Genomic DNA, 19,893 nt, shown 5'->3' on the forward strand with positions numbered 1-19,893 from the left:
GCGCAGGGTCGTGCCGGAGAATTGCCCGATGCCTCCTGCTGCTCCCCTCGACGGCCGCGACCTCGACGACTCGGCCCGGTGCCCCTGCCTCAGCGGCGAGACCTACGGTTCGTGCTGCGGACCGCTGCACCGGGGCACGACGCCCGCCCCGACGGCGGAACGGTTGATGCGCTCGCGGTACTCGGCGTTCGCGCTCGCTCGTGCCTCCTACCTGCTCGAGACCTGGCATCCGACGACGCGCCCGGCGACGCTCGAGGTCGACCCGGCCACGCGATGGTTCCGGCTCGACGTCGTGCGGACGCAGGCGGGCGGGCCGTTCGACGCCGAGGGGACGGTCGAGTTCGAGGCGCACTTCCGGGACTCCGAGGGAGTGGGGTCCCAGCGCGAGGTCAGTCGCTTCGTCAGGGTCGACCGGCGGTGGCTCTACGTCGACGGCGTCGCGGGCTGACGAGCACCGACCCGGGCCGGCGGGCACCGAGCCGAGCCGGCGCGGGTCGACGCGAGCACACGGCGTCGGCATCGGGCGTCACGAAGAGGACGGCGGGTCCGTCGGACCCGGCATCCTCTCCGTGACGCCGCCGGGCCGCAGGGAGAGCTTCACGGGCAGGGACCCACGGTCCGGACGACACCGATGCAGGGCTCTCGCTCTCCATCTCGACGAACGCTAGGCCGGACGAGGTGGTGCGGTTCAGACGTGGACGCTCCTCACAGGGACGGGCGACGGACCCGTGTTTCGGGGGACAGGACGGGTGATCCACGGTCGAGCGCACGACCGGTCCCGCCGTCACGGCGCACCGCGTCGGGCCGCGACCGCCTCGAGTGCCCGGGCCACCTCGCCGACGGTCCGCTGCGCCCGCACGACGCCGACCGGTCCGCCGAGCACCGAGAGGGCCGGGTCGTGCACGACCCGCGCCACGAGCCGCCCCCGGTCGTCGACGAACCACTGCACGCCGAGTGTCAGCAACTGCGCCCGCCCGGCGAAGGCGCGCAGCGCGAGGGTGGACGCCAGCGTGCCCCGAACGGCCCGGGTGCTGCCGTCGGGCGCGAGCGAGAGGGCGAAGCCGTGATCGATCAGGGTCTGCTCGACGAGCTGCCGCGACTCGTCGTGCGGGCCCTCGAGGAAGACGTCATGGGTGCTCGCCACCGGTCAGGCGTGGCGGTCAGCGCAGCGGCGCGAGCATCTCGAGCTCCTGCGCCGTGGGGTCGAGGGCGTAGGCGTTGGTGTGGCCGGTCGGCTCGTACCCGCGTCGGCGGTAGAACGCGATGGCCCGCTCGTTCTGTTCGTGGACGTGCAACCGCAGAACGTCGCCCTCGGTCGCGGCCCAGGCCTCGACACCGTCGAGCAGCAGGTCGGTGACGCCGGCCGAGCGCCCCCGATGGGTCGGGGCGACGTAGACGCCCACCAGCAGAGGCTGCTCCGGTGCCTGGAGGAAGCCGCCCATGGCACCGACCCAGTCGCCCGTCTCGTCGTCGATCGCGATCAGCGAGGTGCCGTGCTCGGCCTCGCCCCGGGCCGCGCGCATCCGCCATTCGGCCTCGGCGTGGCGGCGGGCGACGGCGAGGGTCTCGCCGTAGGCGATCGGGGTGTCGGCCAGCATCGCGAGGCGCAGGTCGCGGACGTGCTGCCAGTCGTCGGCGGTCGTGCGGCGGACGGTCACGGGTCGTGCGGGCATGCCGCCACCCTGCCACACGGGGCGGGACGAGGCAGGGGCAGGGGGCGCGGGGCGCGGCACCGCGCCGGGGCCCGCCCCGAGGGCGGGACGGCAGGGGGCGCGGGTCGCGTCGCCGCGCAGGGTCGCGCCCCGGGGGCGTCACGTCAGGAGGCGCGGCGCGCGTCCCGGCCGACCCTCGCCACGGGCGTGGGGCCGAGCCGCCGCTCGGGGCGGGCCGGTGAGATCAGCGTCGCGCGCCGCCCGCGGTCGTCGGGCTCGGGGTCGGCGCCGAGCACCTGCAGGCGCTCGGGCGTGCGGGCGCGGAGCGCCGCCGGCCCGGCGCAGACCGGCGCGTCGGGCAGGTCCTCGCGGTGCTTGTAGGCCCGGTCCACCAGCGGCGACGGCTCGTCGAGCAGTGCCGCCGACACGGGATGCGAGTCGAGACGCACCGGCACCTCGGCCCCGGCCATCCCGGCCAACCGACGGAGCAGCTCGTCGCAGGCCGTCGCGCGGGCCTCGCGCCGCGCCTCCTTCGGCAGGGCGAGGTCCGGCCGCTTGTCGCGGGGGCGCTTGTCGTCGTAGCCGAGCCCGCTCATCCCGCCCAGCGTCGTGTAGGGGTAGCCCTCGAAGCGCCCGCCCGCCTCGACCCGCCGGGGCAGCCCGCCGTCGTCGTACACGCCTCCGGCCCGCTCGAGACGCTCGCCGAGGGTGCGCCCACCGAGCCAGGGCAAGGAGGCGCTGCTCGCGTTGGCCGAGACGTGCCAGCGACCGTAGGCGCGCGCCACGAGCCGTTCGCTCGCCCGCATGCCCGTGGCGTTGGGCACGAGCACCGGGGCGTCGATCGCGACGACCGAACCGGGCGTCGACCAGTGCGACACCCAGGCCTCGACCTCGTCGACCCCGCGGGCCCAGCCGGCGTCGAGCACCGTGCCGTCGGCGTCGATCACGTCCAGGCCGGTCTCGTTCGCGGGACGCTCGGGCGTCGAGTCACGCCAGGCGAGGTCGACGCCGAGGTAGCGGGGCGGGGTCGGTGTCGCGGCGTCGGGCGGGGTCACCGGTCGACCGTACCCGCGCGGTCGGTCGGTCCGACCCCGTCGCCGTCGCCTGGCGCCTGCCGTCTCGCGTCCGTCGCGTGCGCCGGACGATACTGTCCCCATGCCCACCAGCACCCGCGCCCCGGCCGACCTGCGCCGCTGGCGGCGCTACCTCGCCGACGAGCGCGCCGAAGAGTCGACCTACCGCGACCTCGCCCGCCGCCGCGACGGCGAGGAGCGTGCGATCCTGCTCGCCCTGGCCGACGCCGAGGGCCGCCACGCGCAGCACTGGGTCGACCTGCTCGGCGACGACGTCGGACGCCCGGCCCGCACCGACCTGCGCACCCGCGTGCTCGGGGTGCTCGCCCGGCGCTTCGGCTCGATCTTCGTCCTCGCGCTGGTGCAGAGCGCCGAGGCGCGGTCGCCCTACGCGACCGACGCCGACGCCACCGACGCGATGGCCGCCGACGAGCGCATCCACGGCGAGGTCGTGCGCGGCCTCGCCGAGCGGGGTCGCAACCGCCTGTCGGGGTCGTTCCGGGCCGCCGTGTTCGGGGCGAACGACGGGCTCGTCAGCAACCTGGCGCTCGGGCTCGGCATCAGCGCGTCCGGCGTCGCGAACCACGTCGTGCTGCTCACCGGGCTCTCGGGCCTGCTCGCCGGGGCCCTGTCGATGGGTGCGGGCGAGTACGTCTCGGTGCGGTCGCAACGCGAACTGCTCGACGCCTCCACTCCCGACCCGACGGCGCGACAGGTGCTGCCCGACCTCGACGTCGACGCGAACGAGCTGGCGCTCGTCTACCGGGCGCGGGGCATGTCGCCGGACGAGGCCGAGGCCCACGCGCGGCAGGTGCTCGCGGGCGCGGGGCGGGGTGCCTCGCTGCCGAGCGCGGCTCCCGCGGGGGCTGCGCCGGGCGCCGCCACGGCCGGCTGGGCGGACGCCCCGGACCAGGAGGCGCGCTCGGCCGACGAACCCGCCACCCATGAGCCCCTCGGCACGGCCTTCGGCGCTGCCGCCTCGAGCTTCTGCTTCTTCGCGTCCGGGGCCGTCATCGCCGTGCTGCCCTACTTGTTCGGGCTGTCCGGGCTCGCGGCCGTCGTCGTGGCGTCCGCCCTGGTCGGCGTCGCCCTGCTCGGCACGGGCGCCGTGGTCGGGCTGCTGTCGGGGGCGAGCCCGGTCAAGCGGGCACTGCGCCAGCTCGGCATCGGGTTCGGGGCGGCCGCCGTGACGTACCTGCTCGGGCTGCTGTTCGGGACGGGGGCCGCGGGCTGAGCCGGGCGCGGCGGGCCGCGCCGGGCGCCGCAGGCCGAGCCCGGGCTGCTCGCCGAGCCGGTCGGTCAGGTCGAGGCGTCAGGCCTTGCGGTCGAGCTTCCACGCGATCCAGCACGTGACGAGCACCACACCGGCCGCGGCGAGACGGGCACCCATCAGCACCCCTTGACCGGTCGACGTCGTGAGGCTCATGTCGGAGCCGATGCCGATGCTCCAGATCGCACCGGACAGGGTGAGGCAGACGACGAGCGCGAGGCCGAGCACCACCGAGGTCGCTCCGTGTGACCGCGGGCCGACGTCGTCGCGGCCGCGAGGGTCGCGCGAGAGGCGGGCCGCGCCGAAGCGCACGAGGCCGAGCCAGAGCAGGGCCACGGCGCCGGCGCCGACGACGTCGCCGCAGCGGGGCCAGCCGAAGGCGACGGTCTGCTCGGCGACGACGGCCGCGAAGGCCGCGCCGACCATGTAGAAGAGCGGCCGGGCGTGCCGGCCGAAGGTGGTCATGATCGCCAGCACGGCGGCGACGGCGACCGTGACGTGCCCGCTGGGGAAGCTGTTGCCGTAGAGCTCGCCGGTGAGTTCGGGACGGGGCGCGAGCTGCTTGAGCACCTGCGTGGTGACCGTGGCGCCGACGATCAGCACGCCCGCCTGGACGGCCGAGCCGGGCCGGCGGCGGAGGAACGCGACCACCATCGTCAGGGCGACGACCAGCAGCACGGCCGGGGGAGAGATGGCGTCGAGCGCGACCCCGGACTGCAGCAGGGTGGTGCCGTCGACCGAGCGGAGGATGCTGTCTTCCATGGACTGGCCCGCCTCGGTGAGGACGGCGATCGTGTACACGCCCGCCAGCACGACGAGCGACGCCGACGAGGCGACCACCCAGCGACCCGTGACCCGGCGGCGGACGGCCGGGGTCGTCGAGAGGGTGGGGTGAGCAGTCACCGGATGAGCTAACTACACGTCGCCTGGAAACCGGCTCGGTCCGACCTGCCGATGCGCCGGGGTCGACGGGACTCACAGCAGGGGTGCAGGTGATCGGCCGCCGGGGGGGCGTCGACGCTCCATCAGCCGCCAGGCGCCGCCGGTGAGCGGGGCGAGGGTGACGGTGGTGTAGACGACGGCGACGATGCCGAACGCGACCGCCAGCCCGATCGTGTCGGCGGCGACCCCACCGAGCAGGGCGCCGATCGGGATGCCGGCCCAGGCTCCGGCGGTGACCAGCCCGAAGACCCGTCCGCGCAGGTGTTCGGGGGTGCGCTCGAGCTGCACCGTGCCGAGGATCGGATTGAGGGCGCCGGCGGCCAGTCCCGAGAGCGCCGTCGCGGCGACCAGCACCGGGAGCGGGGCCCCGAGGGCGAACGCCAGGCTCGACGGCCCACCGGCGAGGGTGAAGCAGACGACGAAGGTGACGCGGCGGGGAACCCGGTGGGCGACGAAGCCGAAGGCGACGTTGCCGGCGAGGGCGCACCCGCCCATGGTGGCGACGAGGAGGCCCAGGGCGGCCGCGCCTCCCAGTCGGTCGTTCGCGTAGAGGGGCAGCAGGGTCGACCCGCGGGCGGCGTCGAGCAGGTTCGTGACCAGCACGAGCGCGACGATCAGCCGCATCAGGGGGTCGCGGACGACGAACCGGGCACCCTCGGCGAGGTCGGCCCGGTAGGAGGCGCGGGTCGGCCCGGTCGCTTCGGTCGGCTCGGTCGGCTTGGTCGGGTGGTCGTCTCTCGGATTCGTTGATCCGGTCCGTATCGGATCGTCTGCCGGGGAAGTCGCGAGAGGAGAGCCGGGTGATCCGGTCCGTACCGGATCGGGCGCGGGGACGAGCGCCCAGGTCAGCGTGGCCGAGACGGCGAAGGTGGCGGCGTTGACGAACAGCGACGCGATCGGCCCCACGGCGGCGACGAGCAGGCCCGCGATCGAAGCCCCGACGAGCTTGGCGAAGCGCTCGGACCCGTCGATCAACCCCACGCTGCGTTCGATGCGCACCCCGGCCCGCTCGGTCAGCCCGGGCAGCATCACCCGGCGCGCCACCTGCCCGGGGCTGTCGAGCAGCCCGCCCACGAACACCAGCGCGAGCAGGGCCCAGAACGGCAGCCCGACGGTGAGGGCGAGCACGGGCATCGCGAGGACGGAGGCGCCGCTCACCAGGTGGGCGACGATCGCCGCCCGCCGGTGCCCGACCCGGTCGACGACGACGCCGCCGAGCGGTCCGCCGATGATCACCGGGGCCGTCGCGAAGGCGGCCGCGAGCCCGACCTCGGCCCCCGACCCGCCGAGACCCAGGGCGTAGAAGGGCACGGCGAACGCCGTCACGACGTTGCCGGTCTGCGAGATCGCGTGGGCCGCGACCAAGGACGACAGGGCCACGCGGGCGGGGCGACCGGGGCGACCGGGGCGCCCGCTGCGGGGCCGGTCGGCGCGGCCGAGGTGAGGGGCGCTGTCGGTGACCCGCGCCTCCTCGGCTCGTCCGTTCTCGGTCACGACGGTCCTCAGGGGCGGCGGTAGGCCTGGGGGACGAGGGCGACCGATTCGGCGCCGTCGTCGGTCGCCGGGTCGTGGGCGGCGCTGATGGCGAGCCGGCGGTCGGCGACGGCCTCGAGGTCGCGGCGGAGTGCCGCCAGTTCGGTCGCCGTGAGGCGCAGGCTGCGGTCGCCGCTCGCACCGGCCGCGACCCACTCGCGGGGCAGGGCGGGCATCGCGTCGACGTACTCGCCGAAGCGCGCGGCGTAGGCCTGGCCGATCGACTTCTCGAGGGCGGACGACGCGACGAGGCGGTCGGGGTCGTCGAGCAGCTCGGCGGGCTCCCAACTGGTGAGCTGGGCGGTGGCCTGCCACCAGCGTTCACGACGGTCGGTGGTCTGCGGCTCGGCCGGGCCGATGAGGTCGATCGAGGCGAGTTTCGACAGGTGGTAGCTGATCGTCCCCGGCGCCTCGTCGACGGCGTCGCCGAGCTGGGCGGCCGTCTGCGGACCGCGTTCGCGCAGCAGACCGAGGAGGCGCAACCGCGTCGGGTGGGCGAGCACGCGCATCGAGGCGGCGTCGGTGAGGGTGCTGCGGGATGTCTCACGCGGGGGCATGGGGTCGACACTAGGTGCACAAGAGGTGTTGCGCAAGAGGCGTTGTGGGTTTTTTGTCTTAGGCCGTGGCCGTGCTGACGATCCGTGCTCTCGGCTCGTGCGGGGACGAGCGGTTCGACCGGTCGAGCCGTGAGTGTGGTGGGTGTCGCGGGCGGGGTTCGGAGCGGCGGCGCATGCTGGACGACGACCGCCGGACGGCCCGGCTCGCAGGAGGAACCCGATGACGAACACCCCGGACGACCCGCACGGCACCGACGAGACCGAACTCGAGCGCAGCGGCAACAGCAGCGGCGAGGGTCACGGCGACCACACCGTCGGCGAGCGGGACGACCGCCCCGTCGAGATCACCAGCGAGAACCACCCCGACGGCGGCACCGGCTCCCGCACGCTCGACGACGGACCGGCCGACGACGCCGTCCCCACCCGCCAGCCCGGCCAGGCCGAGGCCGGCCAGGTCGACGAGCTGATCGGCGACTACAAGGGCGACGGCGAAGGCAAACACACCTACTGACACGACCCGAGGAGGCGCGGGTCGGCTCGATTCGCGCCCCGCGCCTCCCTCGTGTAGTGTTTCCTCTGGCCAATCGGCCAGAGAAACGCGCCTGTAGCTCAACGGATAGAGCATCTGACTACGGATCAGAAGGTTGGGGGTTCGAGTCCCTCCAGGCGCACACGACTCGAAAAGCCCTGCCCTACACGGCAGGGCTTTTCTCGTCTTCGGTGCTTGTCTGGCCGCCTCCGGCGGCGTGCGCCTCCGGCGCGAACTCACGTGGTACGAGGCTTGGCGCTTCGCGCCTCACCCGTCCCTCTCCTCACGTTCCGCGGTCGAGTGGTCGAGTGGTCGCGAAACGTTGCTCGTGGCGGGACGAAGGACGCTTCGGGACCACTCGACGTCACGCGGGGACGAGGCATGGCGCTTCGCGCCTCACCCGTCCCTCTCCTCACGTTCCGCGGTCGAGTGGTCGAGTGGTCGCGAAACGTTGCTCGTGGCGGGACGAAGGACGTTTCGGGACCACTCGACGTCACGCGGGGACGAGGCTTGGCGCTTCGCGCCTCACCCGTCCCTCTCCTCACGTTCCGCGGTCGAGTGGTCGCGAAACGTTGCTCGTGGCGGGACGAAGGACGCTTCGAGACCACTCGACGTCACGCGGGGACGAGGCTTGGCGCTTCGCGTTGCGCCCGTCCGGCCCCGGCCGTCGAGGGGGCAGAAGATGTCCTTCCCGGCGAGATGAAGGACGTCTTCTGGCCACTCGACCGGCGGTGCGGGCGAGCAGACGCTCCGGATCAGGGGGACGAGGCGAGGGCGGCGAGCTCGGTGCGGCTGCGGGCCCCGAGCTTGCGCAACAGGTTCGAGACGTGGAACTTCACGGTGTTGTCGCTGATGCCGAGCGCTGTCGCGATGTCGCGGTTCCGGTCGCCGGCCGCCACCCGGTGCAGCACCTCGCGCTCCCGCTCGCTCAGGGCGGCGACCAGCTCCCACGGCTCGTTCGACGGCGGCGGGTCGAGCGGCAGACGCACCGTCAACTCCGAACCCCACCCCACCGTCGACGCCACCGTCAGCTCGCCCCCGACCCCCGAGACCTGCTCGGTGATCGGCCGCAGGGCGTCGTCGTGCGCCGTCAGCTCGCCCGCACCGTCGTCCCGGATCGCGATCAGCAGGTTCAGGCCGTCGCAGTCCCACTGGATGCGCACCCGACGCGCGTCGCCCGCGTCCACGAAGGTGAGCACGGCGTTCCGGACGACGGCCCGGGCCACGTGCGCCACGTCACCCGGCAGGGCCCGGCCCGTCGCCGGCGGCTCGACGAACTGGACGTCCAGGTCGCCGAAGCGCACGAGCGGACGCAGGTCCGACCGGAGGCGCGCGAAGGCCCCGACGACCGGCTCGAGGGTCGTACCCCGGTCGCGGTCGGAACCGGTCCGCAGGGCGACCAGGGCCCCCGCCGCCACGTCGATGGCCTCGGCCCGCGCCGCCCGGTCGTCGAGGCGTCGCGAGCGCAGGGCGGCCAGGACGGACTCGAGGGTCATCGCGTGCCGGTCGACCAGGTCGGCGGTCGCCCGCGCGTGCTCGGACGCCAGCGTCCGGGCGAGGGCGTCGGAACCGGCTCGGGTGGGGCCGTCGTGCAGGGTGCGACTCATGGGCCCACCCTAGGCGTCCACCTACCCGGCGCCACCGTCCCTACCCGAACGGGTGGGTGGGACGCCCCCGTCGAGGGGCTGTCCTCACAGCATCGTCGGACCAGGATCGAAGGCAACGGGATCGACGACGTACCCAGAGGCCCGATCGGGCCCCGTCGCCCCCACGAGGAGCACCACATGAAGCTGCAGTTCGCCATGGACACCCTGACCACCGACGCCGCCCTCGAGCTGGCCGCCGCCGCCGCGCCGAGCGTCGACATCATCGAGCTCGGCACGCCCCTGATCAAGGCCGAGGGCTTCCGCGCCATCACCGCCATCAAGGAGGCGCACCCCGACAAGATCGTCTTCGCCGACCTCAAGACGATGGACGCCGGCGAGCTCGAGGCGGGCGAGGCGTTCAAGGCCGGTGCCGACCTGGTGACCGTGCTCGGCGTCGCCGGTGACAGCACCATCGCCGGTGCCGTCAAGGCCGCCAAGGCCCACGGCAAGGGCATCGTCGTCGACCTCATCGGCGTCGGCGACAAGGCCGCCCGCGCCAAGGAGGTCGTCGCGCTCGGTGCCGAGTTCGTCGAGATGCACGCCGGGCTCGACGAGCAGGCCGAAGAGGGCTTCACGTTCGAGAAGCTGCTGGAGGCCGGCAAGGCGTCGGGTGTGCCGTTCTCGGTCGCCGGTGGCGTCAAGGCCGCCACCGTCGGCTCGGTCCAGGACGCCGGAGCCGATGTCGCCGTCGCCGGTGCCGCGATCTACTCGGCCGACGACGTCGCCGGTGCCGCCGCCGAGATCCGCGCCGCCATCAAGTAGCAGCAGACGCACCACACGCAACAGCTCACGAGAGAGCTGTGACGCGCAGGGGGCGCGGGGTCGGGCGGACCGGCACCGCGCCTCCGCGTCGTCCATCCGTCAGCGGGGCGTGTCGACCAGGCGGGCCGAGACCGACCCCACGACCTCGTCGCCCGCGAGGCCGGAGGCGGCCAGGCGTCCACGCAGCACATCGGCCGCTCGGGCCAGTGTCTCGGGCGTCGGGGAGTCCAGCGCGGTCGCCACGTGGGCGGTGACGGACACCGACCCGGGCGCGCGCGAGATCTCGACGAGGCCGGTCGAACCCGCGAGGTCGAGTCCCGCCGCGACGACGCGGACGGCGCCCTCGACGATCGGGTGTGCGTCGAACACGTCCACGACGCCCCCGACGCCGCGCAGCGCCTCGGTCAGGTCACGGGAGAGCGCGTCGTCGCTCATCGGTCGTCCTCCCTCGCCACGAAGACGTCGTCGACGAGCACGTCGACCCGCGTCACGGTCAGCCCGGTGTGCCGGGTCAGCGCCTCGGTGATGCGGGTGCGCAGCTCGTCCGCCACGGCGCCGAGGTCGAGACCGTACCTGGCCGCGGCCGTGACGCGCACGACCACGTCCGCCCCGGCGGTCGTCAGGTCACCCTCGAAGGCCGTCGAACCGAGCACGACGCCGGGCTGCTCGTCACCCGCCCGGCGCACCAGTCCGCGTGCCGCGGCCTCGGTGACGCTCAACCGCACCGCGGGGTCGGGGTGGCTCACCGGGATCTCGCGTCCGCCGACGACCTCGCGTCGGATCGAGTCGAGGAGGCCGTCGATCCAGGCGCCGTCGCGGTCGGGCTCCCGGGTGGCCCGGTCCTCGAGGGAGGCGCGGGACAGCTCGTGCACCCGGGCCAGCGACTGCAGGTAGAGCCGGCAGGCGGCGGACCCCTCGATGACCGGGTCGCGGGGCGTGCGCCCGGCGTCGAGGTAGTCGACGAGGCGGTCGACCGGGATGCCGTCGACCGTGTCGTCGGTCTCGGGCACGTCGAGGGGGGAGTGGTCGTCGATGCTCATCGCCACGCCTCCATCTCGGTGATCAGGAACGCCCGGGCCCGCGCGATCTTGCCCCGGACCGTCGAGACGGGCAGGTCGAGGGCCTCGGCGATGTCCGCGTACGAGTAGTCGGCGGTCTCTCGCAACAGCCAACACCGTCGCTGGTCGAGGGGGAGCTTGTCGAGTGCCGACCACATGGCGTCGAGCTGCAGCCGGGCCTCGACCACGCGCTCGGGCGTCTCGTGCCGCGGGGCCGACACATCGAGCCGGTCGACGTCGTCGTGGTCGCGCCGGACCCGCAGACGGTCGACCGCCTTGTTGCTGACGATGCGCATCAGCCAGTTGCGGACCCGGGACGGGTCGTCGAGGTCGGCCAGGCGCCGCCAGGCGGTGAGGAACGCGTCCTGCACCACGTCGTCCGACTCGAGGTCGGAGCCCAGCAGGCGCGCGGCGTACACCCGCATCAGCGGTCCGTGACGACGGGCGATGACCTCGTAGGCGTGCACGTCGCCGTCGCGCGCCCGGACGGCCAACGTCGCGTCCGCGGCGTCGAGGAGGGGGTCGTCGGTGGTGATGACGACCTCCTGGGATCGGACGGGGCGGGACCTGGTGCACGGGCCGGGTGGCCCGCACTGCGCCTCCTTGACTACCACCCCGTGCCCGGATCGGGGGACGTGATGGCCGAAAAGTGAGTGGTCCCGGATCGCTCGCTGAGAGCTGGCTGATGCACCGTGACATGCCGCGTGACCGATGCGTCTGAATGATGTGACCCGCTTGACGGGCACTCGGACACCGGCCGGTCGAGACCCGGCCCCAGAGCAAGGAGAAACCATGAGCAACGTGACCCCCGCCACCAGCACCAGCACCGCTGCCGCGAAGAACACCTCGTCGGCCGCCGCCGGCAAGAACACCATCGCCGAGGGCGTCGTCTCGAAGGTCGCCGGCATCGCGGCCCGCGAGGTGCGCGGCGTGCACGACCTGGGCAACGGCGCCGCTCGTGCCATCGGCGCGATCCGCAACGTGATCAACCAGCAGGACCGCGGCCAGGGCGTCTCGGTCGAGGTCGGCGAGAAGCAGGTCGCCGCCGACATCGTCATCGTCGCCGAGTACCCCGTCGAGCTGCAGAAGGTCGCCGACGACGTCCGCAAGTCCGTCACCGACGCCATCTCGCAGGTCGTCGGCATGGAGGTCACCGAGGTCAACGTCACCGTCTCGGACGTGTACATCCCCTCCGAGGACGACAACAAGGACGACACCGACGACAGCCGCGTCAAGTGACCGCCACGACCACCGGCATGCTCGTCGGCGCCGTCCTGGCGCTGACCGCCCTGGCCTTCGGCTTCTGGGCCTTCGTGTTCGTCGCGATCGCCATGGCGATCGGGTTCGGTGTCGGCCGCGTCGTCGAGGGCAAGCTCGACATCCGTGGCCTCGCCGACGCACTCCGCGGGCGGCGGTCGTCGTGACCGCGGCGGTGACGGCCGACCAGGCCCTCCACGGCCGGAACAAGATCACGTCACGTGCCGTGCGTCGGGTCGTCTCGGCCGTCACCGCGGAGGCCCTCGAGGTCTCCGCGTCGAAGGTGTCGGTCGAGCTGGCCGACCACGACGGCGCTCTCAGCGTGATCGCCAAGACCCCCATCCGGGTCTCGCCCCTGGGCGTCTCCGAACGTCGTTCGGGCACCCTGCTGGACCGCCTCACGACGGCCCAGTCCACCATCCGTGACCGCGTGCTGCAGCTGACCGGGTCGAGCATCGACAAGGTCGACCTGCAGATCACGGGCGCCGACATCCGAGAGAGGAAGCGCGTCGCATGAGCACCGCATCGCTCTACAAGCGCATCGTGCGCCGCGAGACGCACTCGTCCCGGGCCGGCATCGCCATCACGCTCGCCGTGCTGCTGATCGTCGCCCTGGCGTGGATCGGCACCGAGGCGGTCCTCGCCGCCGTCGGGACGGCTCCGCTGCTCCTCGCGCCGACCGACCTCGTCGGTTCGACCCTGGACGCCGCGAGCGCGCCCGTCGGCGTCCTGACCGCCGTCGCGATCGTCGTCGCGCTGATCGGGCTCGTCCTGATCGTCGTGTCGATCGCCCCGGGCCGTCGTGGCCGCCGTGGCGGCACGGCGGAGCGCACCGTGGCCGTGGTCGACGACCGGGTCATCGCCCGCTCGCTGGCCCGCACCGCGAGCTACGCGGGTGACGTCGACCCCTCACAGGTCAGCGTCAGCGTCGGAAAGCGCAGCGCCCTGATCGAGGTCACCCGCACCTCCGGCCGTCAGACCGACGTCCGCAGCATCGACGAGGCCGTCCGTGACGAACTGGACGCCTACGACTTCAGCCCGGCCCTGCGTCACAAGGTCAAGCTGTCCGAGAAAGGAACGGTCGGCTCATGAACAGCACCAATCGCGCTCTGAACCGCATCGTCGTCTTCGTCATCGGTCTCGTGCTCCTGCTCGCCGGTGGAGCGGTGGCCGTCGGCGCCCTCTGGCCCGACGTCCAGCAGACCGTCTCGCAGGGTGCCTCCGACGTGAAGGGCCCGACCACCGACGCCCTCACCGAGCAGCCGTGGATACTCTGGGTCGTCGCGGCGGCCAGCCTCGTGCTGATCGTCCTGCTCGCCTGGTTCGCCCTGCGACAGGGGCACGGCCAGACCGGCACGCTGCTCACCGTCGACGAGGGTTCGCGTCGTGACCAGACCACCGGTGGTCGCCTGGTGATCGACGCGAAGGTCGCCGAGCAGGTCCTCGAGGAGGCGCTGGCCGACACCCCGGGCATCGTCTCCGTGGACGTCACCGCCTTCCGCGTCAAGCGCGAGTCGGTCCTGCGCGTCACCGCGAACGCCCGCCGGGGCGTCTCGCCGACGGACATCCGTCGGAGCATCGACCAGGCCGTCGCCCACTGGGACGGCGTCCTCGGCACCGAGACTCCCGTCGTGATCCAGATCAACGGCGGACTCCGCAGCCAGATGTCGTCGGCCACGCGACTCGACTGACGCCCGTCGCCCCACCGCGCGGACGGCCCTCGCCCTCGACCGAGGACGGGGGCCGTCCGTCGCACCACCCACGTTCCACGATGAAAGGCCGGTCTCATGAACGAGTCCACCCACCACGTCACCCCCATCGACATCGACGCCGCGGCGTCCACCCGGGCCAGCTCGCCCGAGGAGGTCCTCGAGCACACGATCGGCGTCACCGTCCTCGGCGTCTCGGGTGTCCACGCCCTCGGCAGCGCACCCCAGCGGCTGGCCGGTGCCCTGCGCACGGCGATCGGCACGGGCTCCGTCCCGGGCGTCCGCGCCGGCACCACCGACGAGGGGCTCGTGGTCGACATCGCCGTCGTGGCCGAGTACCCCACCAACGTCACCACGCTCGCCGACACCGTCCGCACGCAGGTCCAGCACGCCGTCGGGCAGCTCGACGGCGAGGAGGTCACGGTCAACGTGACCGTCACGGACGTTCACGGTCCGTTCGACTCCGACGAGGACGCCGCCGACAAGGTGAACGCCGCGGCGGACAAGGCGAAGCAGGCCGTCTCGGACGCCGGCGACCGGGCGAAGGAGGCCGGCGAGAAGACGAAGGCCGCCGCCGGCGAGGCGCGCGACCGCGCCGGGGCCGCCGCGAGCGACCTGTCCGACAAGGCTCGGGCCGCGGCGGACGACCTGTCCGACAAGGCCCGCGAGTTGGGCGACAAGGCCGGCGAGGTCGCCGAGCAGGCGAATGCCACCGCGGCCGAGGTCGGCGAGAAGGCGGCCGACGAGGCCGACCACGTCGCCGACGAGGCACGCGACGTGGCCGACCGGGCGAAGGACGCCGCTGCCGACGCCCGCGACTCCGCGACGGATCGCCGTGAGGGCGCCCGCGAGACGACCGCCGACGCCACCGACGCCGCGCTCGACAAGACGTCCGAGGTCGTCGCCGGTGCCCGTGAGAAGGCTGCCGACGCCGTGGACGGCGTGGCCGACGCGGTGGACGAGAACCGGGCCTCGGACGGCGACGCCACCCGCGCCTCCTCGGGCGACGGCCGCCACGCCGACGGCGCCGACGGCACCGACGTGACCGTGACGGTCGACGGCGGCACGGTGACCGTCGAGGTCGACTCCGACAGCGACGCGCAGGTCGTCGTCGACGGCGACGACGTCGCGACGACGGAGAAGTGATGTTCGGGCGGCGCACCACGACGACGACCCGACGCCCCCGGCCGCGGGCCGTCTGGGCCGCCCTGGTGACCTCGGTCGTGATCTGCGTGCTGATCGTCGTCGGCGTGCTGCTGCCCGTCCTCACCCTGATCGGTGCGGCGGACGGCGGCACGGCCGGCGCCCTCGACGTGCCCGTCGGTTCGATCGCCGCGGCGATCGCCATCGGTTGCGTCCCGGCCCTGGTGTTGCTGCTGCTCGTCGTGAAGGTGCGCAACGGCGCCCTGGCTTGGGTGCTCGGGGGGGCGGCCGTGATCTCGACGCTCGTCGTGTCGCTGTGGCCCCTCGTGGCCGTCGCGCTCGCCGGCGTCGACCAGGTGCAGGACCTGATCCCGTTCATCCAGGACCTGATCGCCCGGTTCTGGCCCGGCAACTGACCGGCCCCGAGGTGGACCGACCCGTCTAGGCTGAGGCGGTCGTCGGAAGGGGTCCGGCGCACCACCGGGGGATCACCATGCGCTTCACCACCACACCAGCACTCGCCACCGTCACCGGGGCCGTCGCGCTCACGCTGCTGCTCGCCGGCTGCACCGGCGGCGGTGACGACTCCGGTGACGCCGGTCGGCCGTCGACCGGTCAGGCGACGGCCACGGCCGACGCCGCCGAGCAGGCCGGTCGAGGCGACATCGCCCTTCCGGCCGACTGCGACACCGTCGCGACCGTGTTGGGCCAGGCCGTCGAGGGCCTCACGCTCGACGCGACGACCTCCGAGGTCGAGGACGGGGGCGCGGCCTGCACGTGGACCAGTGAGGCGGACGGTACGCGCGTCGGCTTCTACGCCGAGGTCGAGGAGTACACCGAGGCCGAGATGGACGACGCGGTGCCCGACTCGGACGGTCTCTCGCTCGAACGGGTCGAGGACGACAGGATCGATTCCCTCGGGGGTCGGCTCTTCACCGGTTCGGCCACGGGCGACGCCCCGGTGGCCGGAGGCGGCGCGGTCGTCATCACGCCCCACGGCACCGTGGGCGTCCTCACGGCCGCCCCCACGGGGGTCCCCGTCCGACTCGACATCGACCAGATGGTCGACGCCACGGTGGCCTTCGTCCGCTGACGCGAGCCCCTCGAGGAGGCGCGGTGCCGGTCGACCGGCACCGCGCCTCCTCCGTGTCCCCCTTTTTGTGGGCATGACCGACGAGGGGGGTCTGTGGCATCGTTGAGCCGTTCGCAGAACGGCACGCTCCCACCAGGCGCGCCCAGTGAAGGGGAGCCGCGTGATCAGGGACGAAGCCCGTGAAGAGCGTCGGCAGCGAGCGGTCGAGAGCCTCGGCATCGTCGAGTCCGGCCACGAGGACCGTCTCGACCGGGTGACGCGCGTCGCCCGGGCCGTGTTCGGCGTGCCGATGTCGTCGGTCACGGTCATGGACCACGAGCGTGCGCTCTACGTCGGGCGGGCCGGCTTCGACGACCCCGAGTCCGCGCGCACCGACACCCCGTGCAGCCTCGTCACCGACTCGGGCGAGATCATCACGACCGACGACGCCCGGGCGGACCCGCGGTTCGCCCACCTCGGCGCGTTCCGGGACAACGACCTCGGCTTCTACGTCGGGCACCCACTGCGCGACGGATCGGGCAACGTCGTCGGGTCGTTCTGCCTGATGGACGCCGAGCCCCGTCAGCTCTCCGACGACGAGATGGCCGAGTTCCGCGACCTGGCCGCCTGGGCCCAGGTCGAGCTGCTCGCCGACGCCGACGCCTCGGCCGCCCGGTCGACGCAACAGGCCCTCTTGCCGGCCGCGCCCCTCGAGGTCGAGGGCGTCCGCGTCGAGGGCATCTGCCTGCCGTCGCTGAGCGTCGGAGGCGACTACTACGACTACGGACTCGTCGGCCGGTTCGTGCACGTCGCGGTCGGTGACGTGATGGGCAAGGGCGTCGGGGCGGCCATCATCGGATCGTCCGTCCGTGCGGCCTGCCGGGCGGCCTCACCGCACGTCGGCGCCGCCCGTGAACTCGGCCTCGCGGTCGATCGCATCGAGCGGGCCGTGCAGACCGACCTGCAGCGCACGGGGACGTTCGTCACCTACTTCCACGCCGTCCTCGACCTCGACACGGACGAGCTGTCGTTCGTCGACGCAGGGTCCGGCCTGTCGATCATCGTCCGGGCCGACGGCACCGTCCAGCACCTCGCGGGCACAGGGCTGCCCCTCGGGCTCGACGAGCAGCAGCAGCACGTCACGGAGACGACCCGCTTGGGCGTCGGGGACCAGCTGATCGTCATGAGCGACGGCGTGCTCGACGTCCTCGACGACGAGTCCGACTGGGCCCGCGAGGTCGGGAGACTCGCGGCTCGGCCCCACGCGGACGGCGCCGACGAGCCCGGCCTGCTCCAGTCGATGGCCACCCTCACGCACCGACGACTCTCGCGCGACGACGTCACCGTCGTCGTGATGGACCGTCGCGCGTGACCGACACCCTCAGCCGCCGCGACCAGCGGCTGCTCGACCGCACCACTCCGGCTCGCCGCCTCGTCGCGATCCGCGTCGTGGTGCTGCTGGCGTCGCTCGCCGGCCTGAACTACATCGTCTGGCGCTGGGCCGCGTCGGTGAACTGGTCGTCGTGGTGGATCGCGGTGCCGCTGATCCTCGCCGAGACCTACAGCGTGATCGACTCGCTGCTGTTCGGCCTCGGTGCCTGGCGGCTGCGCGAGCGCGGTGAGCCGCCGGCCGCACCCGACCCCGACACCCTCGAGACGCGCGTGACGGTCGACGTCTTCGTCACCACCTACAACGAAGAGGTCGACCTCGTCATGCGCACCGCCCTGGCGGCGCAGCGCATCCGCTACCCGCACGCGACGTGGATCCTGGACGACGGCGGTCGCCCCGAGATCCGGGCCGCTGCCGAGGCCGCCGGCATCGGCGTCATCACCCGGTCGGACGACTGGGCCGACCGGCCGCGCCACGCGAAGGCCGGCAACCTCAACAACGCGCTGCTCTCGACCGAGGGCGAGTTCCTGCTGATCCTCGACGCCGACCAGGTGCCGAAGCCCGAGATCCTCGACCGCACCCTCGGCTACTTCAAGGACGAGCGCGTCGCGCTCGTGCAGACGCCGCAGTGGTTCGAGAACGTGCCCGAGTCCGACCCCCTGGGCAGCCAGGCGCCGTTGTTCTACGGGCCCATCCAGCAGTCGAAGGACGGCTGGAACAGCGCGTTCTTCTGCGGTTCGAACGCGGTCCTCCGTCGGGAGGCGCTGATGCAGTTGGGTGTCGCGCGGTACGTCACCGAGGTCGAGGCCGCCGTGCGTCGGGCCGTGCGCACCTCGCGCAAGCTGCTCGTGCGCGCCCGGGAGGAGGCCGTCGACCAGCCCCGCGTGCTCGAGGCGCTGGACGACGCCGAGACCGTCGTCGAGCGGGCCCGGGCCGAGTTCGCCGCGGGCGAGTCCATCGGTGACGTCACCTACCGGTTCCAGCGCAGCATCGACACGATCGCGTTCCGCTTCGCCGACGCCGACCTCGCAGCCATGAAGGACGACCTCGCCGACCTCGCCGCCATGTCGCTCGGTCCCGACACGTTCGACGCCCTCGACGAGGCAGCCCTCGACCTGCTCGCGCAGCGGTCGTCCTCGCCGCTGGCCGCCATCGAGTCGATCTCGCTGCTCGTCGGCGCGCTCGACGTCGACCGCGGTTCCGAGGCCCAGGCGATCATGCCCCTGGCCACGATCTCGGTCACCGAGGACATGGCCACCGCGATGCGCCTGCACGGGTTGGGCTGGAGGTCGGTCTACCACGACGAGACCCTGGCGATCGGGCTCGCCCCCGAAGACCTGGCGACCATGATGACGCAGCGTCTGCGCTGGGCCCAGGGCACCATGCAGGTGTTCTTCCGCGAGAACCCGCTCGTGCAGAAGGGGCTCTCGTGGGGGCAGCGTCTCATGTACTTCTCCACCATGTGGAGCTACCTCTCGGGCTTCGCGGCCGTGGTCTACATCGCCGCGCCCGTGCTGTGCCTCTCGTTCGGCGTGGTCCCGGTGCAGGCCTACAGCGTCGACTTCTTCGCCCGCCTGATCCCTTTCCTGGTTCTCAACCAGGTGCTGTTCTGGGTGGTCGCGGCCGGCAGGCCGACCTGGCGGGGGCAGCAATACTCGCTGGCACTCTTCCCCGTGTGGATCGCGTCGGTCACCACGGCGTTCCAGAACGTCTACCGCGGCCGGGCGCTCGGGTTCTCGGTCACCCCCAAGACCAAGCAGGCGGCCACCGGCCCCCGCTGGGACCTCGTCCGCCCGCAGATCTGGGCCGTCGCCTGCCTCGTCGCCGCGCTCGTGCTCGTCGGCATCCGTTACGCCACCGGGCAGGCCGAGGGCATCGCGCCGCTCGTCAACATCGCCTGGGTGCTCTTCGACCTGGTGATCTTCAGCATCATCGTCCGGGCCGTCCTCTATCCGGGGCCCTCGGCACCCCACGACAAGGAACCATCATGATGACCGTCACCGTCGAAGCCGTCGAAGGCGGCTGCGTCCTCTCACCGCAGGGGCGTCTCACCGTCGTCTCGACACCTCAACTGCGCGACGAGGTGGCGGCGCGCCTCGCCGCCGGCGACCGGCTGATCGTCGTCGACCTCTCGGGCACGACCTTCGTCGACTCGTCGGGCCTCGGAGCCCTCGTGTCGTGCCTCAAGTCGGCGCGTCAGGCCGGGGGAGACCTGCGGCTCGTCGCCCCCACCGAGCAGGTCTCGATGGTGCTGCGCCTGACGAACCTCGACCGCATCCTCAAGCCCCGCGCCTCGGTCG

25 protein-coding genes and 1 tRNA gene are annotated in these 19,893 nt (G+C 73.1%); 16 read left to right on the top strand and 10 right to left on the bottom strand.

Annotated elements, in window-relative coordinates; genetic code table 11:
- Positions 1 to 28 precede the first annotated feature (28 nt).
- Positions 29 to 448: a YchJ family protein gene (locus tag AEQ27_RS00085; RefSeq protein WP_054144839.1), complete on the top strand. Its 420-nt coding sequence runs from the start codon at positions 29 to 31 to the stop codon at positions 446 to 448.
- A 336-nt stretch (positions 449 to 784) separates the two neighbouring features.
- Here the strand turns inward: AEQ27_RS00085 and AEQ27_RS00090 are convergent, their stop codons facing one another.
- The 3 genes from AEQ27_RS00090 to AEQ27_RS00100 all read right to left on the bottom strand — a co-directional run bounded on the left by AEQ27_RS00090 (position 785) and on the right by AEQ27_RS00100 (position 2,707).
- Positions 785 to 1,144: a hypothetical protein gene (locus AEQ27_RS00090; RefSeq protein ID WP_054144840.1), complete on the bottom strand. Its 360-nt coding sequence runs from the start codon at positions 1,142 to 1,144 to the stop codon at positions 785 to 787.
- 16 nt (positions 1,145 to 1,160) lie between these two features.
- Positions 1,161 to 1,673, bottom strand: coding sequence for an N-acetyltransferase (locus AEQ27_RS00095; protein WP_054144858.1), 513 nt, complete (start codon positions 1,671 to 1,673; stop codon positions 1,161 to 1,163).
- 143 nt (positions 1,674 to 1,816) lie between these two features.
- Positions 1,817 to 2,707: a hypothetical protein gene (locus AEQ27_RS00100; protein WP_054144841.1), complete on the bottom strand. Its 891-nt coding sequence runs from the start codon at positions 2,705 to 2,707 to the stop codon at positions 1,817 to 1,819.
- A 100-nt stretch (positions 2,708 to 2,807) separates the two neighbouring features.
- Here AEQ27_RS00100 and AEQ27_RS00105 point away from each other — a divergent pair, with 100 nt between their 5' ends.
- The gene (locus tag AEQ27_RS00105) at positions 2,808 to 3,959 is read left to right on the top strand and encodes a VIT1/CCC1 family protein (RefSeq protein ID WP_054144842.1); all 1,152 of its coding nucleotides are present in this window, start codon (positions 2,808 to 2,810) and stop codon (positions 3,957 to 3,959) included.
- Positions 3,960 to 4,037: 78 nt separating this feature from the next.
- Here AEQ27_RS00105 and AEQ27_RS00110 read toward each other — a convergent pair whose 3' ends face one another.
- The 3 genes from AEQ27_RS00110 to AEQ27_RS00120 form a co-directional block, all read right to left on the bottom strand.
- Positions 4,038 to 4,898 carry a phosphatase PAP2 family protein gene (locus tag AEQ27_RS00110; protein WP_152970057.1) on the bottom strand — a complete coding sequence of 287 codons (861 nt, stop codon included), beginning with the start codon at positions 4,896 to 4,898 and terminating at the stop codon, positions 4,038 to 4,040.
- 72 nt (positions 4,899 to 4,970) lie between these two features.
- Positions 4,971 to 6,431 (bottom strand): MFS transporter, encoded by a 1,461-nt coding sequence (locus AEQ27_RS00115; RefSeq protein WP_082383093.1) that lies wholly within the window; start codon positions 6,429 to 6,431, stop codon positions 4,971 to 4,973.
- A gap of 8 nt (positions 6,432 to 6,439) precedes the next feature.
- Complete coding sequence (locus AEQ27_RS00120; protein WP_054144844.1) at positions 6,440 to 7,027, bottom strand: helix-turn-helix domain-containing protein; 588 nt, start codon at positions 7,025 to 7,027, stop codon at positions 6,440 to 6,442.
- A gap of 220 nt (positions 7,028 to 7,247) precedes the next feature.
- Here AEQ27_RS00120 and AEQ27_RS00125 point away from each other — a divergent pair, with 220 nt between their 5' ends.
- Together AEQ27_RS00125 and AEQ27_RS00130 are read left to right on the top strand one after the other, a co-directional pair.
- The gene (locus AEQ27_RS00125) at positions 7,248 to 7,538 is read left to right on the top strand and encodes a hypothetical protein (RefSeq protein ID WP_054144845.1); all 291 of its coding nucleotides are present in this window, start codon (positions 7,248 to 7,250) and stop codon (positions 7,536 to 7,538) included.
- 87 nt (positions 7,539 to 7,625) lie between these two features.
- Positions 7,626 to 7,698: transfer RNA gene (locus AEQ27_RS00130), tRNA-Arg, on the top strand.
- A 613-nt stretch (positions 7,699 to 8,311) separates the two neighbouring features.
- Here the strand turns inward: AEQ27_RS00130 and AEQ27_RS00135 are convergent.
- Positions 8,312 to 9,163 (bottom strand): LuxR C-terminal-related transcriptional regulator, encoded by an 852-nt coding sequence (locus AEQ27_RS00135; protein ID WP_054144846.1) that lies wholly within the window; start codon positions 9,161 to 9,163, stop codon positions 8,312 to 8,314.
- 177 nt (positions 9,164 to 9,340) lie between these two features.
- Here AEQ27_RS00135 and hxlA point away from each other — a divergent pair, with 177 nt between their 5' ends.
- Positions 9,341 to 9,964, top strand: a complete 624-nt coding sequence (hxlA, locus tag AEQ27_RS00140; RefSeq protein ID WP_043597635.1) for a 3-hexulose-6-phosphate synthase — start codon at positions 9,341 to 9,343, stop codon at positions 9,962 to 9,964.
- A 99-nt stretch (positions 9,965 to 10,063) separates the two neighbouring features.
- Here hxlA and AEQ27_RS00145 read toward each other — a convergent pair whose 3' ends face one another.
- From AEQ27_RS00145 to AEQ27_RS00155, 3 genes are read right to left on the bottom strand one after another with little or no spacing between them, the layout of a single operon-like run.
- Complete coding sequence (locus AEQ27_RS00145; protein ID WP_054144847.1) at positions 10,064 to 10,399, bottom strand: hypothetical protein; 336 nt, start codon at positions 10,397 to 10,399, stop codon at positions 10,064 to 10,066.
- Complete coding sequence (locus tag AEQ27_RS00150) at positions 10,396 to 11,004, bottom strand: Asp23/Gls24 family envelope stress response protein (protein WP_152970058.1); 609 nt, start codon at positions 11,002 to 11,004, stop codon at positions 10,396 to 10,398. The genes AEQ27_RS00145 and AEQ27_RS00150 overlap by 4 nt, the downstream gene beginning before the upstream one ends.
- Positions 11,001 to 11,636, bottom strand: coding sequence for an RNA polymerase sigma factor (locus AEQ27_RS00155; RefSeq protein WP_369813567.1), 636 nt, complete (start codon positions 11,634 to 11,636; stop codon positions 11,001 to 11,003). Before AEQ27_RS00155 ends, AEQ27_RS00150 begins: the two co-directional genes overlap by 4 nt.
- A gap of 178 nt (positions 11,637 to 11,814) precedes the next feature.
- Between AEQ27_RS00155 and AEQ27_RS00160 the strand changes: the two genes are divergently transcribed.
- The 11 genes from AEQ27_RS00160 to AEQ27_RS00210 form a co-directional block, all read left to right on the top strand.
- Positions 11,815 to 12,261 carry an Asp23/Gls24 family envelope stress response protein gene (locus AEQ27_RS00160; RefSeq protein ID WP_054144849.1) on the top strand — a complete coding sequence of 149 codons (447 nt, stop codon included), beginning with the start codon at positions 11,815 to 11,817 and terminating at the stop codon, positions 12,259 to 12,261.
- Positions 12,258 to 12,446 (top strand): DUF2273 domain-containing protein, encoded by a 189-nt coding sequence (locus AEQ27_RS00165; RefSeq protein ID WP_054144850.1) that lies wholly within the window; start codon positions 12,258 to 12,260, stop codon positions 12,444 to 12,446. The genes AEQ27_RS00160 and AEQ27_RS00165 overlap by 4 nt, the downstream gene beginning before the upstream one ends.
- Entirely contained in the window at positions 12,443 to 12,796 is a 354-nt protein-coding gene (locus tag AEQ27_RS00170) for a hypothetical protein (RefSeq protein WP_054144851.1), read from the top strand. The genes AEQ27_RS00165 and AEQ27_RS00170 overlap by 4 nt, the downstream gene beginning before the upstream one ends.
- On the top strand, positions 12,793 to 13,371 hold the full coding sequence (locus tag AEQ27_RS00175) for a DUF6286 domain-containing protein (protein ID WP_054144852.1): 579 nt from the start codon (positions 12,793 to 12,795) through the stop codon (positions 13,369 to 13,371). Before AEQ27_RS00170 ends, AEQ27_RS00175 begins: the two co-directional genes overlap by 4 nt.
- On the top strand, positions 13,368 to 13,970 hold the full coding sequence (locus AEQ27_RS00180) for a hypothetical protein (RefSeq protein WP_054144853.1): 603 nt from the start codon (positions 13,368 to 13,370) through the stop codon (positions 13,968 to 13,970). Before AEQ27_RS00175 ends, AEQ27_RS00180 begins: the two co-directional genes overlap by 4 nt.
- 96 nt (positions 13,971 to 14,066) lie before the next feature.
- The gene (locus tag AEQ27_RS00185) at positions 14,067 to 15,134 is read left to right on the top strand and encodes an Asp23/Gls24 family envelope stress response protein (protein ID WP_054144854.1); all 1,068 of its coding nucleotides are present in this window, start codon (positions 14,067 to 14,069) and stop codon (positions 15,132 to 15,134) included.
- Positions 15,134 to 15,547, top strand: a complete 414-nt coding sequence (locus tag AEQ27_RS00190; RefSeq protein ID WP_054144855.1) for a hypothetical protein — start codon at positions 15,134 to 15,136, stop codon at positions 15,545 to 15,547. Before AEQ27_RS00185 ends, AEQ27_RS00190 begins: the two co-directional genes overlap by 1 nt.
- Positions 15,548 to 15,624: 77 nt before the next feature.
- Positions 15,625 to 16,224 carry a hypothetical protein gene (locus AEQ27_RS00195; protein ID WP_054144856.1) on the top strand — a complete coding sequence of 200 codons (600 nt, stop codon included), beginning with the start codon at positions 15,625 to 15,627 and terminating at the stop codon, positions 16,222 to 16,224.
- Positions 16,225 to 16,384: 160 nt separating this feature from the next.
- Positions 16,385 to 17,575: a GAF domain-containing SpoIIE family protein phosphatase gene (locus AEQ27_RS00200; protein WP_161805423.1), complete on the top strand. Its 1,191-nt coding sequence runs from the start codon at positions 16,385 to 16,387 to the stop codon at positions 17,573 to 17,575.
- 68 nt (positions 17,576 to 17,643) lie between these two features.
- Positions 17,644 to 19,584 carry a glycosyltransferase gene (locus tag AEQ27_RS00205; protein WP_369813568.1) on the top strand — a complete coding sequence of 647 codons (1,941 nt, stop codon included), beginning with the start codon at positions 17,644 to 17,646 and terminating at the stop codon, positions 19,582 to 19,584.
- Positions 19,584 to 19,893 (top strand): STAS domain-containing protein (locus AEQ27_RS00210; RefSeq protein ID WP_235450917.1); only part of this gene is annotated, 310 nt, incomplete at its 3' end. The genes AEQ27_RS00205 and AEQ27_RS00210, both read left to right, overlap by 1 nt.

The sequence above is a fragment of the Frigoribacterium sp. RIT-PI-h genome (assembly GCF_001297205.1).
Lineage (GTDB): Bacteria > Actinomycetota > Actinomycetes > Actinomycetales > Microbacteriaceae > Frigoribacterium.